Source organism: Myxococcus vastator (assembly GCF_010894475.1).
Lineage (GTDB): Bacteria > Myxococcota > Myxococcia > Myxococcales > Myxococcaceae > Myxococcus > Myxococcus vastator.
The window spans coordinates 1-12,611 of the sequence record NZ_JAAIYB010000237.1 but is presented as its reverse complement, the minus strand read 5'-3'; the positions used below and the strand labels follow the sequence as shown (position 1 = coordinate 12,611).

At 69.9% G+C, this 12,611-nt stretch carries 11 protein-coding genes; 7 read left to right on the top strand and 4 right to left on the bottom strand.

The genetic code is table 11. The features are described 5' to 3' along the window. Together G4D87_RS22380 and cglE are read left to right on the top strand one after the other, a co-directional pair. Positions 1-1,672: TonB family protein (locus G4D87_RS22380; RefSeq protein WP_163784182.1), on the top strand; the 1,672-nt coding region annotated here is incomplete at its 5' end. A 153-nt stretch (positions 1,673-1,825) separates the two neighbouring features. Beyond that, a complete protein-coding gene (cglE, locus tag G4D87_RS22375; RefSeq protein ID WP_163784180.1) occupies positions 1,826-2,428 on the top strand; it encodes an adventurous gliding motility protein CglE in 603 nt (200 codons plus the stop codon). A 73-nt stretch (positions 2,429-2,501) separates the two neighbouring features. Here cglE and typA read toward each other — a convergent pair whose 3' ends face one another. The 3 genes from typA to G4D87_RS22360 form a co-directional block, all read right to left on the bottom strand. Next, positions 2,502-4,343 carry a translational GTPase TypA gene (gene typA, locus G4D87_RS22370; RefSeq protein WP_163784178.1) on the bottom strand — a complete coding sequence of 614 codons (1,842 nt, stop codon included), beginning with the start codon at positions 4,341-4,343 and terminating at the stop codon, positions 2,502-2,504. Positions 4,344-4,554: 211 nt separating this feature from the next. Continuing rightward, positions 4,555-5,496 (bottom strand): alpha/beta fold hydrolase, encoded by a 942-nt coding sequence (locus G4D87_RS22365; RefSeq protein WP_163784176.1) that lies wholly within the window; start codon positions 5,494-5,496, stop codon positions 4,555-4,557. After that, positions 5,493-7,079 carry a sigma 54-interacting transcriptional regulator gene (locus G4D87_RS22360; protein ID WP_163784174.1) on the bottom strand — a complete coding sequence of 529 codons (1,587 nt, stop codon included), beginning with the start codon at positions 7,077-7,079 and terminating at the stop codon, positions 5,493-5,495. Before G4D87_RS22360 ends, G4D87_RS22365 begins: the two co-directional genes overlap by 4 nt. A gap of 116 nt (positions 7,080-7,195) precedes the next feature. Here G4D87_RS22360 and G4D87_RS22355 point away from each other — a divergent pair, with 116 nt between their 5' ends. The 5 genes from G4D87_RS22355 (at position 7,196) to G4D87_RS22335 (ending at position 11,709) form a co-directional block, all read left to right on the top strand. Then, positions 7,196-8,203: a cation diffusion facilitator family transporter gene (locus tag G4D87_RS22355; RefSeq protein WP_163784172.1), complete on the top strand. Its 1,008-nt coding sequence runs from the start codon at positions 7,196-7,198 to the stop codon at positions 8,201-8,203. 121 nt (positions 8,204-8,324) lie between these two features. Beyond that, the gene (locus G4D87_RS22350) at positions 8,325-9,359 is read left to right on the top strand and encodes a hypothetical protein (protein WP_205507683.1); all 1,035 of its coding nucleotides are present in this window, start codon (positions 8,325-8,327) and stop codon (positions 9,357-9,359) included. Between the two features lie 26 nt (positions 9,360-9,385). Then, positions 9,386-9,943 carry a 16S rRNA (guanine(966)-N(2))-methyltransferase RsmD gene (gene rsmD, locus G4D87_RS22345; protein ID WP_163784167.1) on the top strand — a complete coding sequence of 186 codons (558 nt, stop codon included), beginning with the start codon at positions 9,386-9,388 and terminating at the stop codon, positions 9,941-9,943. A 45-nt stretch (positions 9,944-9,988) separates the two neighbouring features. Then, positions 9,989-10,471, top strand: coding sequence for a pantetheine-phosphate adenylyltransferase (gene coaD, locus G4D87_RS22340; RefSeq protein WP_163784165.1), 483 nt, complete (start codon positions 9,989-9,991; stop codon positions 10,469-10,471). Positions 10,472-10,518: 47 nt separating this feature from the next. Then, on the top strand, positions 10,519-11,709 hold the full coding sequence (locus G4D87_RS22335; RefSeq protein WP_163784163.1) for a pyridoxal phosphate-dependent aminotransferase: 1,191 nt from the start codon (positions 10,519-10,521) through the stop codon (positions 11,707-11,709). A 4-nt stretch (positions 11,710-11,713) separates the two neighbouring features. Here the strand turns inward: G4D87_RS22335 and G4D87_RS39530 are convergent. After that, on the bottom strand, positions 11,714-12,611 hold an 898-nt coding region (locus G4D87_RS39530; protein ID WP_240358497.1), incomplete at its 5' end, for a hypothetical protein.

Genomic DNA, 12,611 nt, shown 5'->3' with positions numbered 1-12,611 from the left:
GTTCCAGGGGCGGGTGGCCACGCCACCGCCGCCGCCGATGCGTGGCATGCAGACGCAGACGCGCGCGGACCTGCCGAACCTGGTGCCCGCGCCGCCGCCGCCCATGCGCCAGGTGTCCACGGCGCTGGGCAACCGCGTGGAGCGGGTGGCCTCTCCCGGGGTGCTTCCGGTCGAGCCGCCCCGGCAGGCGCCGCCGGGGCTCCAGCCTCGCGCGACGCCCTCCACGGCGCGGACGTCCACGCCGAACGCGGCGGCCACGACGCGGCGGACGGTGGCGCCACACCTCCAGGAGCCACTGCCTCCCGAGGCCCGGCCCACGCCCGAGGCGCGCGTCCTCCAGGTCGCGCTGCTGTGGGGTGACACCCTGCTGGAGGTCCAGCACTTCAAGGACGGCGTGCCCGTCACCATCGGCGAGGCGAAGAAGAACTTCTTCAACGTCTTCGCGCCGTCGGTGGGCAAGCGCCACGTCCTGGCCGTCAGCAAGAAGGACGGGCTGGAGGTGCGCGCGCCCGCGGGCTCGCGCGCCTTCGTCACCAACCAGGGCAACGTGCGCACCAAGGACGCGCTGCGGGCCGCGGGCGCGCTCTCCGGCCAGGCCGGTGACGCCGCCGAGCAGCGCTTCTCCCTGGGCCTGCATGACCGGGTGGAGGTGTCGCTGGGCACGGTGTCCTTCGTGGCGCGCTACGTGAAGCCGTCTCCGGTCATCACCGCCGCGTCGCTGAAGGACTCCGACTTCACGTTCTTCAAAATCACCAGCATCTGCATGCTGGCGGGCCTGGCGGCGGTGCTGGCCATGGTGCTGACGCCGCGCCAGGAGCTGCCGCAGAGCGCGGACATCTTCGAGTCCCAGCAGCGCGTGGCGAAGCTGCTCATCACCCCGCAGAAGAAGCTGGAGGCGAAGAAGCTCCAGCTGTCCGCGCCGGAAGAGGGCGCCAAGGCGAAGGACGAGGAAGGCAAGTTCGGCAAGGAGGAGGCGAAGCAGCAGGAGGCGGCGCCCTCCAAGCCCGGCACGCCCGTGGTGGACAAGAGCAAGAAGGAGAAGGACCGTCAGGCGGTGGGCAAGGCCGGCCTGCTAGGCGCCTTCAAGGGCATGAAGGGTGGGGCGTCGGACGTGTTCGGCCCCGGCGGCTTCGGCACGGGCATCAACGACGCGCTGGGCGGCCTCAAGGGCGGCGCGGCCATGGGTGACGCGCAGGGCGTCGGCGGCCTGGGCTCGCGCGGTACCGGCAAGGGCGCTGGTGGCACCGCGCTGGGCATCGGTGGGCTCGGGACGCAGGGCACCGGCCGTGGCACGGGCGGCTCTGGCGGCATCGACCTGGGTGGCCGTGGCAAGTCCATCACCAAGGTCATCCCCGGCAAGACGACGGTGGTGGGCGGCCTGGACAAGGACGTCATCGCCAAGGTCATCCGGCGGCACCAGGGGGAGATCAAGTACTGCTACGAGTCGGAGCTGAACAAGGACCCGAGCCTCGCGGGCAAGGTGGCGGTGGCCTTCGTCATCGACCCCACGGGCGCGGTGTCCGACGCGACTGTCTCCGAGACGACGCTGAACAGCGCCGCGGCGGAGCGCTGCATGCTGTCGCGAATCCGCCGCTGGAAGTTCCCGGAGCCCAAGGGCGGCGGCGTGGTGTCGGTGACGTACCCCTGGCTCTTCTCGCCCGCGGGCGGGTGAGCGGCGGGCGCGGCCCGTGAAGGATCCGAGTGGCGTGGACGAAACGGTCCACGCCACTTTCGTTTTTTCCCCACTGCCGGTTCCGTGGGGGCGTCATTAACGTCTGCGCCGCTCCCGCGTTGCGCTGGGAGGGCACGTCTGTCGGGAGGACCCGTGAAGAAGTCTCAGCTGATTGCCGCGCTCGCGCTGCTGTCGTCTCCGGCTCTTGCGGCCACGCCACCGGAGGGGGTGGAGTTCCAGCCGCGCCGCGGCTTCTTCACCGAGACGGACATTGGCGTGTTCTTCACCGTGGGCGGTGAGAACGTCTACTCCAACGCCCAGACGTACCTTCAGCTCGGCGTGGGGTACGACCTCACGGAGAAGCTGTCGCTGGGCGCGCACTTCGGGCTCGGCTCATCCGCGCAGAACTGCTTCGCGGGCTACCTGCCCGGCACGGAGACGTGCGCGCTGTCGGACAACTTCACCATGGCCTTCTTCAACGCGTCGGTGGGCTACCACGTGCGCGTCATGGACCGGCTGTTCCTCACGCCCAAGGTGGTGGCGGGCTACACGCGGTTGGATCCGGCGCCCGTGGACCCCGGCGAGGGCGACCCGGGACGCGCCGTCAGCGCGCCCAACGCGGGCCTGGGCTTCGGCGTGGAGTACGCCACGGGCATGGACCACTTCTCCGTCGGCGCGGACCTGCTGGCGCGCTACATCATCGGGCCCAACATCACGTCCTTCGCCGTGTTTCCGAAGGTGAAGTACACGTTCTGAGCGCGGACGTACGAAGGGCCCGCCCCCACCGCGGTGGGAACGGGCCCTCGGCACTTCAGTCGGGCGCGGAGGCCTAGTCGGCCGCGCGCTCCTCGCGCTTGCGGTCACGCTCGGCGCGGTAGCGGTCACCCACCGCCAGCGCCCGCTTGCGCATGCGGATGGACTTGGGCGTCACCTCGACCAGCTCATCGTCGGCAATCCACTCCAGCGCCTTCTCCAGCCCCATCTCACGCGGCGGGGTGAGGATGACGTTCTCGTCGCGGCCGGAGGCCCGGATGTTGGTGAGCTTCTTCTCGCGGCAGCAGTTCACGTTCAGCTCGGACGCGTGCGAGTGCTCGCCGATGATCATGCCCTCGTACACCGTGGTGCTGGCGCCGATGAACAGCGAGCCACGCTCCTGGATGCTGAAGAGCGCGTAGGGCACGGTGTCGCCCAGGCGGTCGGAGACGATGGCGCCGTTCTGCCGCTTGGGGATGTAGCCGAACCACGGCTCGAAGCCGTCGAACTGGCTGCTCATGATGCCCTCGCCACGGGTGATGGTGAGGAACTCCGAGCGGAAGCCGATGAGGCCGCGCGCGGGGATGCGGAACTGGAGCCGGGTGCGGCCCGAGCCCAGGCTGCCCATGTCCACCATGCGGCCCTTGCGGGGCCCCAGGCGCTCCGTCACGGCGCCCACGCTGTTCTCCGGCACGTCGCAGAAGAGCAGCTCCATGGGCTCGTGCACCTGGCCGTCCACCACCTTGGTGATGGGCTCCGGGTTGGAGGCCGTCAGCTCGTAGCCTTCGCGGCGCATGTTCTCGATAATGACCGCCAGCGCGAGCTCGCCGCGGCCCACCACGCGGAACGCGTCCGGCGTCTCGGTGTCCTCCACGCGGACGGCCACGTTGCGGTAGGCCTCGCGGTAGAGGCGCTCACGCAGGTTGCGGGAGGTGACGAACTTGCCTTCCTTGCCCGCCAGCGGCCCGTCGTTGACCTTGAAGATCATCATCATCGTGGGCTCGTCCACGGTGATGCGGGGCAGGGCCACCGGCTTCTCGGCGTCGGCGATGGTGTCGCCGATGGAGATCTCCTCGATGCCGGCGATGGAGACGATTTCACCCGGACCCGCGTCCGGAATCTCCACGCGCTTCAGGCCGGAGAAGCCGTACAGCTTGACGATCTTCCCCGGCTGCAGCTTGCCGCCCTCGCGGCAGACGGTGATGGGCATGTTGGCGGTGATGCGGCCGGCCTGCACGCGGCCCACTGCCAGACGGCCGACGTAGTCGTCGTAGTCCAGGTTGGCGACGAGCAACTGCAGCGTCGTCTCCTCCGACTTCGGCGGAGGCGGGATGTGGTTGATGATGGCGTCGTACAGGGGCTCCAGCGTCTTGCCGGGCACGTCCAGGTCCGTGGACGCCTGACCCTGGCGGGCGACGGTGTAGAGGACGGGCATCTCCAACTGCTTCTCGTCCGCGCCCAGGTCGATGTAGAGCGAGTACACGAGGTCCAGCACGTCCTTCGCGCGGGCGTCCTGGCGGTCGATCTTGTTGATGACCAGCACCGTCTTCAGGCCCATGGCCAGGGCCTTGCTGAGCACGAAGCGCGTCTGGGGCAGGGGACCTTCGGCGGCGTCCACCAGCAGGATGACGCCATCGACGAGGCGCAGACCGCGCTCCACCTCACCACCGAAGTCGGCGTGACCCGGGGTGTCGATGATGTTGATCTGCATGCCCTTGTAGTTGACCGCGGTGTTCTTCGCGAGAATGGTGATGCCCTTCTCGCGCTCGAGGTCGTTGGAGTCCATCACCCGTTCGGCGACGTGCTCGTTGCTGCGGAAGGTGCCCGCCTGCCGAAGCAGGTGATCGACGAGCGTGGTCTTGCCATGGTCAACGTGGGCGACGATGGCGACGTTACGGATGTTTTCGCGAGGAATCATACGAACCGAACTGTGATGGAAGGTGGGGTACGCCCGAGGAGGTCGGGGCTTCCGAACCCCACCGGAACCCGGAAGGCGGGCGCTTATATGCCGCGAGTGCGTCCCCTGCAATGCAGCCGGAAGTCCAGCGTCCGGGCGGGCGGGTTTTCACTCCTGCCATCCATGAACAACACCAGGGCGTCCGCGCCTTCCAACGGGCGTTTGCGCCCGCTCAATGGCCTGGGGGAGGACTCACCCCCGGTGTAGGTGAAGGGGAGAGGGCGGCGGTACGCACGTTCAGTCGCTCCCGGAGGAAGCGCTCGACGCGGGCCTCGACCCGCCCGGGGGCTTCGAGTGGGGCGGTGTGGGTGCCGTCGGGGATGAGGTCCAGCTCGGCGCCCGGAATCCGGGCGGCCATCTCCTCGGAGATCCAGCCAGGCGTGAACTTGTCCTGGCCGCCCGCCACCACCAGGGTGGGGACGTCCACGTGGGGCAGGTGGTCCCACGCGTTGTGCTCCGCCATGGACTCCAGGGTGCGGACGAAGACGACGGGGTCCATCCGGGCCAGGTGGTCGAAGTAGGGGGCCAGGTCGTTCCGGGCGATGCGCTCCCGGTTCATCTCCAGGGTGATGGCCAACTGCACCGCCAGCTCCGTGCGCAGCACCGTGTGGATGATGCGGGCGGACTGTTCCGGGTAGCGCTCCACCACGCGGCGGATGAGCGGGAACGCCCGCTTGAGCGCGGTGGAGTCGTGGAAGGTGTCCAGCGGGTTGCCGTAGCTGCCACACACCAGGACGAGCCCACACACGCGCTGGGCGTAGCGGCGCTGGAACTCCAGCGCCACCTGGACGCCCATGGAGTGGCCGAAGAGGACGGCGCGCTCCATCCCCACGGCGTCCAGCAGCCGCCGCAGGTCATCGCCGGTGTACAGCATGCCGATGCGCGAGCGGTCCGCGGGGACGGTGGAGCGGCCGTGGCCCCGGTAGTGCCAGCGCAGCACGCGGTGGTTCCGGACCAGGTAGGGCGCCAGGTACTTCCAGGCGAAGCCGTCACAGCCCAGGCCGTCACAGAGGACGATGCCCGGGAGGCCGTCTCCCTGGACCTGGTAGTACAGCTCCGCGCCGTCCGGGACGCGCAGGCGGTCCTGGTGGAAGTACCGCGTGCCGGGGCTCATGCGTCGCCTATCTCCGCCTCGTCCTCGGGCAGGCCCTTGTCCAGGCCGTAGCGGGAGATCTTCAGGATGAGGTTGGAGCGGCTGATGCCCAGCTCTCTCGCCAGCCGGCTCTTGTTGTAGCGCGTGCGCATCAGTCCCTGCTGAATCATCTCCCGCTCCAGCGCCTCCACGGCCTCGTGCAGCTTGCCGTGGGCGCGCGGAGAGATGAAGGGGCCTCCGCCGGGCAACACGGCGTCGCGGATGCGGCTGGAGATGAGCTCGGCGGGAATGGACTCCAGATCGCCCCCCAGCACGAGCAGGCGTTCGATTTCGTTCTCCAGCTCGCGGATGTTCCCCGGCCACGCGTAGGCGCCCAGGATGGCCAGGGCCTCCGCGTCCAGCCCCCGCGCGCGCTGGCCCTCGCGGTGGTGCTTGCGCAGGAAGTGGTCGATGAGGACGGGCATGTCGTCGCGCCGCTCCCGCAGGGGCGGCAGCTGCACGCGGATGACGTTGATGCGGTAGTAGAGGTCCTCGCGGAACTCGCCCCGCTTCACCAGCTCGCCCAGGTCCTTGTGGGTGGCGGCGATGACGCGGACGTTGACCTCCTTGAGCTGCGTGCCACCCACGGGCAGGAAGGTGCCCTCCTGCAGCACGCGCAGGAGCTTCACCTGCAGCGCGGCGGACATGTCGCCCACCTCGTCCAGGAAGAAGGTGCCGGTGTCGGCGACCTCGAAGAGGCCCTTCTTGTCTCGCAGCGCGCCGGTGAAGGCGCCGCGGGTGTGGCCGAACAGGGCGCTCTCCAGCAGGTTGTCGTTGAAGGCGGAGCAGTTCTGCACCACGAAGGGCTGCTGCGCGCGCGGGCCGCTGAGGTGGATGGCGCGGGCCACCAGCTCCTTGCCGGTGCCGGACTCGCCGTTGATGAGGACGGTGGAGTCGGAGTTGGCCACCTTCTCCATCAACCGGAACACCTCCATCATGGGCCCGGAGCGTCCGATGATCTTCTCGAAGCGGTAGCGCTCATTCTGCTCGCGGGACACGGCGGGCGCGCCGTCCTCCTGCCGGGAGGCCTCCGCCGCTTCGTGGCTGGCGATTTCGTTCGCCGCGCACTCGAGCAGGTCGGACAGCTTGCTCAGGTCGGCGCCGTCCAGGACGGGAACCTGCTCGCTCAAGCCGTCCAGCGCCGCGTGCGACGGGGCGAACTGGCGCACCTTCGACTTGAGGACGTCCGCTTCACGCGCGTCGAGCGGCTGGCGGGCAAAGCCCTCGACGAAGAGGAAGCCCTCGTATTCGTTGGCGATGTAGAGGGGCGCGCCCACGATGGTGAAGTTGAGGTGGCAGTCGTGGATGAGCGAGCGGCGCACCTTCTTGTTGGCCTTGAACTTCTCGTTCAGCACCCGGACGGACTGGCCGCAGCGCCGCAAGCCCTCCTTCGAGGTCAGGGCGACGCGGCAGAGGGCGTTCGGCGGCGGGCTGAATTCCCCGCGCTGCCACTCACGCACCACGCCGTGGCGGTCCGCGAACGTCAGCTCCACCTGCCACCACTTGCGGATGACATCCCTGAGCATGATGATGGTGTGCAGGTTCAGATGCTTCCCGTAGTCCATCCCCACCTCCGTCGCGTCTCCCCACGCTCCGGAGCAGGGGACGCCGGGCCTGGCGGCAGCCAGATTCCCGGCCTCTCATACCTCATGAATGGGCATTGTCCGCACCCCCCTCTCCCGTGACTACCTCCCCTTACACCCGCGGTGAAGCCGGGCATGGCCACGAGCATGACCACGACGGTCATGGCCACCATCATCATCACGGCCATGGGCATGGGCACGGCCATGGGCACGGCCCCCGGAAGGGCGGACTGGCGGAGGAGCGGAAGAAGGACAAGCGCCGGCTCATCTTCGCCCTGGTGCTGACGGCCACCATCGCGCTGGCGGAGGCGGTGGGCGGCTGGCTGACGAACTCGCTGGCCCTGATGTCCGACGCGGGCCACATGCTGACGGACGTGTCCGCGCTGGCGCTGAGCCTGGTGGCGCTGTGGTTCGCGGGCAAGCCGGCGGACGTGAAGAAGACGTACGGCTACTACCGGATGGAGATCCTCAGCGCGCTGCTCAACGGCGTGCTGCTGATGGGCATCACCGGCTTCATCCTCTATGAGGCGTGGGAGCGGGTGCGCTCGCCGGCGCCGGTGGACATCGGGCCCATGGCCATCGTGGCCGGGGTGGGCCTGCTGGCCAACCTGGGCGCGCTGGGGTTCCTGCACAGCTCCCACTCCATGAACGTGCGCGGGGCGTTCCTGCACGTGCTGGGGGACACGCTGTCGTCGGTGGGCGTGCTCGTGGGCGCGGGCATCATGGCGTACACGGGCTGGTACGTCGTGGACCCCATCATCTCGGTGGTCATCTCGCTCGTCATCGTCATTGGCGCGGTGCGGCTGGTGCGCGACGCGGTGGACGTGCTGATGGAGGCGGTGCCGGCGCACGTGGACCTGGCGCAAATCAAGGAGCTGATGCTGCGCGCGCAGGGCGTCACGGCGGTGCATGACCTGCACGTGTGGACCATCTCCAGCGGCGTCTACGCGATGTCCGCGCACCTGGTGGTGCAGGACCCCATGGTCTGCAACAACGACGAGATTCTCACCGCGGTGAAGCACGACCTGTACGACCGCTTCGGAATCGACCACACCACGATTCAAATCGAGAGCGAGACCTACGCCCACCTGGGTGAGGTCCACTGACGGCCCTCGGAACTTGCCGGGGGCACCCTGGCCCGTGGCCTGGGGGGCGTGCCCCACAGCGGACGCTCCTGACAGCTTCACCTTGCCTCGGACGGCGCGGGCGGATGATTCTCCGCGCTCCATGAACGTGCTGGACAAGGTGCTGACGTTACGGCCGGGGAACACGGTGGCGCGGGTGGGCGCGGGCTCACGCGTGCCGCTGCTCAATCCCCGGGAGCTGCTGCGTGCCCTGGCGGAGGCGCCGGCGGCGCTGCCGTGTCTGCCGGTCCAGGCGAAGGGCGCCTTGCCAGGGCTGCTGCGCGCGGCCCGCTCCGAAGACGCCGTGCTGGGGCTGGCCTGCCCCCACCCCCTGTCGGACCGCGGGGCGCCCGAGCGCTTCGTCGTGGCCGCGCACCAGGTGGCCGCCGAGGCCGAGCACGCGCGGCCCCTGTTCCTCCAGGCCGGGCCCATTCGCGTGGCCCGGGCGGACGCGGACACGCTGGACGCCCTGAAGGACGGCATCTACCGCGTGGTGGACGCCGGCTTCTCGCTGGTGTCCTTGGACCTGTCCCGGCTGGACTCCTACGAGGCCGTGGAGGCCGTGAATGCGCTGGTGGCGCCGGTGACCGAGCGCGAGCTGGCGCTGGAGCTGACGGGACCGGCCGCCTCGGGTGGGTTCGTGGACGCGTACCGGACGCTGCTGGAGGGCCTCAGGCAGTGGAAGGTGCCGGTGGACTTCGTCCGGGTGCCGGAGTCCGCGCTGAGCGAGGGCGAGCCGGACGTGCGGCTGCTGCGGAGCCTGGTGGAGCTGGCCTCGGAGTACGACGCCGTGCTGTCGGTGGGCGAGGCGGGCGCGGCCCGGGTCGGCGGACTGCCCACGTACGTGGCGGCGGGCGTGCGCAAGGTGGACTGCGTGGGCGGCTTCGAGCGGCTCGCGCTGGGGGCGTGGCCCCCGGACGTCCGCGCCAGCGTGGAGGAGAAGTCCGCTGCCGCCGGACTGCCCGCGGGCCAGCTGCTGAGCGTGCTGGAGGAGCAGCTGCCGCCGCTGGACGACGCCGCGCGGGAGAAGCTGGAGGCCCTGTCCTTCATGGAGGCCACCGAGGTCCTGGCCGCGCTGGGGGCCACGCGCACGGGTCAGGCGTCGCTGCGCTTCCTGGCGGAGAAGCGGGGCGACTGAGGCCGGAGCGGTGTAGAAGGGGCCCCATGCGAATCGTCGCCGGCACCGCCAAGGGCCGCGCCCTGGCCGGCCCCAAGTCCTCGTCCCTTCACATCCGCCCCACCGCCGACCGCGTCCGGGAGACGCTCTTCAACGTGCTGGGCCAGTTCCTGGACGGCCAGCGGGTGCTGGACCTCTACGCCGGCACCGGCGCGCTCGGCCTGGAGGCCGTGTCTCGCGGCGCGGGGCAGGCGGTGCTGGTGGACCAGGACCGCGAGGCGCTCACCCTCTGCAGTGAGAATGCGCGGGCCGTGGGGCTCGCCGGGCAGGTGGAGGTGCTGTCCGCGCCGGTGGCCCGGGCCCTGGAGACGCTGAAACGGCGAGGCGACCGCTTCGAGCTCATCTTCGCGGACCCGCCGTACGCCGCGCGCGTGGTGGAGACGGTGCTGGACGGCGTCGTGGCCGCCGGGCTGCTGACGCCCTCCGGCATGGTGGTGGTGGAGCACGACAAGCGCGAGGCGGCCCCGGACACACATGCCGGGCTTATCCGGGAAGACCAGCGCCGCTTCGGGGACACGTTGGTGAGCTTCTATCGGGCGCCGTGAGCAGTCCTTGACCGGCTCCCGGGGGCATCCGAGACTTCCAGGCACATGCCGGTCGCCATCTATCCTGGTTCTTTTGATCCGCTCACCAACGGGCACCTGAGCCTCATTCAGCGCAGCCTGAAGATGTTCGATCGGCTCATCGTGGCCATCGCGGTGAACCCGAAGAAGACACCGCTCTTCACCGAGGACGAGCGGCGCGCGTTGATTCGCGAGGCCGTCCAGGACGACCGGGTGGAGGTCGACGCCTTCCACGGTCTGCTGGTGGACTACGTGCGGCGCCGCAACGTGGGCGTCATCGTCCGCGGGCTGCGGGCGGTGTCCGACTTCGAATACGAGTTCCAGCTCGCCAACATGAACCGCAAGCTGGCGCCCGACGTCGAGACTGTCTTCATGATGACGGGGGAGGACTACTTCTACATCTCCTCCAACCTGGTCCGGGAGGTGGCCTCCTTCGGGGGGGACGTCACCGGGCTGGTGCCGCCCAACGTGCACGAAGGTTTGAAGGCGAAGTTCGCTGGAAGGAAGTAGCGGGCAGGCCCCTTGTCCGGCGTGGCGCTCCGCGTTAGGCAGGGGACATGAAACTCGCTCGCCGGCTCCAGGCCATCAAGCCGTCTCCGACGCTCGCTCTCAACTCGCGCGCCAAGGCGCTCGCCGCCAAGGGTGTGGATGTGGTGGTCCTGGCCGCGGGAGAGCCGGACTTCGACACGCCGGACTACGTGAAGCAGGCCGCGGTGGAGGCGCTGCGCGCGGGCTTCACCAAGTACACCGCGACCAACGGCATCCTGGAGCTGCGCGAGGCCATCTGCGCCAAGCTCGAGCGGGACAACGGGCTGCGCTACACGCCGGACCAGGTGCTCGTCACGTCCGGTGGCAAGCAGGCCCTCTACAACTTCTGCCAGGCGGTGCTGGATGAGGGGGACGAGGTCATCATCTTCGCGCCCTTCTGGGTCAGCTACCCGGACATGGTGCGGCTGGCGGGCGCCACGCCCGTCATCGTCCCCACGCGCGAGGAGGACGGCTTCGCGCCGGACCCGGACGCCATCCGCCGCGCGCTCACGCCGCGCACGCGCGCCGTCATCATCAACAGCCCGGGCAATCCCACCGGCGCCGTGTATTCACGCGCGGCGCTGGAGCGCATCGCGGAGGTGCTGCGGCCCCACGACTGCCTCATCGTCACGGACGACATCTACGAGAAGCTGCTCTTCACCGACGAGCGGCTGGGCATCAGCGACGTGGCGCCGGACCTGGTGCCGCGGCTGGTCGTCGTGAACGGCATGAGCAAGGCGTACTCCATGACGGGCTGGCGCCTGGGCTACATCGCCGGGCCCAAGCCGCTGGTGGCCGCCATGCAGATGGTGCAGGACCAGTCCACGTCCAACGCCTCGTCCATTGGCCAGAAGGCCGCGCTGGCGGCGCTGCAAGGGCCGCCGGACACCATCACCACCATGGTGAAGGAGTACCGCGAGCGCCGTGACTTCTTCGTCGCGGGACTGAACGCGCTGGACGGCGTGCGCTGCCGGATGCCCGAGGGCGCCTTCTACGCCTTCGCGGACGTGCGGGGCCTGCTGGGCCGCTCGTACAAGGGCAAGCCGGTGACGTCCTCGATGCAGCTGTCGGAGATTCTGCTCGACGACTTCCGCGTCGCCGCCGTGCCCGGCGAGCCGTTCGGCGCGGACGGCTACGTGCGCATGAGCTTCGTCACCTCGCGCGAGGTGCTGCAGAAGGGCCTTGCCCGTCTGGGTGAGCTGGTCAAGGCCCTGAGCTGACCGCTCAGTCCGTGTAGGCGAAGGCGCGGAACTCGTCGCGGTACTGGCGGTAGACGAGGACGGCGGGGCGGCCGGAGAGGTTGCCCACGGCCGTCCACACGTCCTTGGGGTTGCGCAGGTCCAACCCCAGCCGCGCGGGCGCCTTGCCGTACTTCTTCTCCATGGCCTCCAGCGGCATCACCTCCACGTCATAGAGGGTGATGAGGTCCGTGCGCTTCAGCCGCAGTTGCTTCACCCACGCCGACACCAGCTCCTCCGGCGTGGCGTAGCGCTCCGCCTCCAGGCTGAACGGGTAGAGCAGCTCGTTCGAGGCCGTGCGCACGTCCCCCGTCAGCAGCGACTGGAAGAGGAAGCGCGCGTCCGCCTGGATGTCCCGGTGGATCTGCTCCTCGGGCGACAGCGGCGGCGTGTCCGGGACGGGCTCGCGCTGCAAGTCCAGGATTCCGGCAGGCAGGTTGATCGGCGGTGCGTCCGCTTGGGGCGGTGTGGGCGCCGCGCGAGTCGACTCGGCGGTTGCCGGCTTCTGCGCGGCGGGGGCCGCGGACTTCGGGGGCGCGGCCTCGGCCTTTCCCGCGGATGCCCCGGGCGATGCGGTGGGCTCGGCCTTACCGGCGGCGGTGGCGCCTGCCTTCTTGGCGGGTGCCTCAGCGGCAGCCGGCGCAGCGGGCGCTTCAGCGGCAGGAGGCGCCGCGGGGGCCTCGGCCTGCTTGGGCGCTGCCTCGGCCGTCTTGGGCGCTGCCTCGGCCGTCTTGGGCGCTGCCTCGGCCGTCTTGGGCGCTGCCTCGGCCGCCTTGGGCGCTTCTGCCTCGGCGGCCTTGGGCGCGGCCTCGGCGGCCTTGGGCGCGGCCTCGGCGGCCTTGGGCGCGGCCTCGGCCGTCTTGGGCGCGGCCTCGGGCGTGGGG

Bases quoted from the DNA above. Each gene is read 5' to 3' on its own strand.
- typA (WP_163784178.1), bottom strand. From the start codon at position 4,343: ATGATTCCTCGCGAAAACATCCGTAACGTCGCCATCGTCGCCCACGTT.
- G4D87_RS22365 (WP_163784176.1), bottom strand. From the start codon at position 5,496: ATGAGCCCCGGCACGCGGTACTTCCACCAGGACCGCCTGCGCGTCCCG.
- G4D87_RS22360 (WP_163784174.1), bottom strand. From the start codon at position 7,079: ATGGACTACGGGAAGCATCTGAACCTGCACACCATCATCATGCTCAGG.
- G4D87_RS22350 (WP_205507683.1), top strand. From the start codon at position 8,325: ATGAACGTGCTGGACAAGGTGCTGACGTTACGGCCGGGGAACACGGTG.
- rsmD (WP_163784167.1), top strand. From the start codon at position 9,386: ATGCGAATCGTCGCCGGCACCGCCAAGGGCCGCGCCCTGGCCGGCCCC.
- coaD (WP_163784165.1), top strand. From the start codon at position 9,989: ATGCCGGTCGCCATCTATCCTGGTTCTTTTGATCCGCTCACCAACGGG.
- G4D87_RS22335 (WP_163784163.1), top strand. From the start codon at position 10,519: ATGAAACTCGCTCGCCGGCTCCAGGCCATCAAGCCGTCTCCGACGCTC.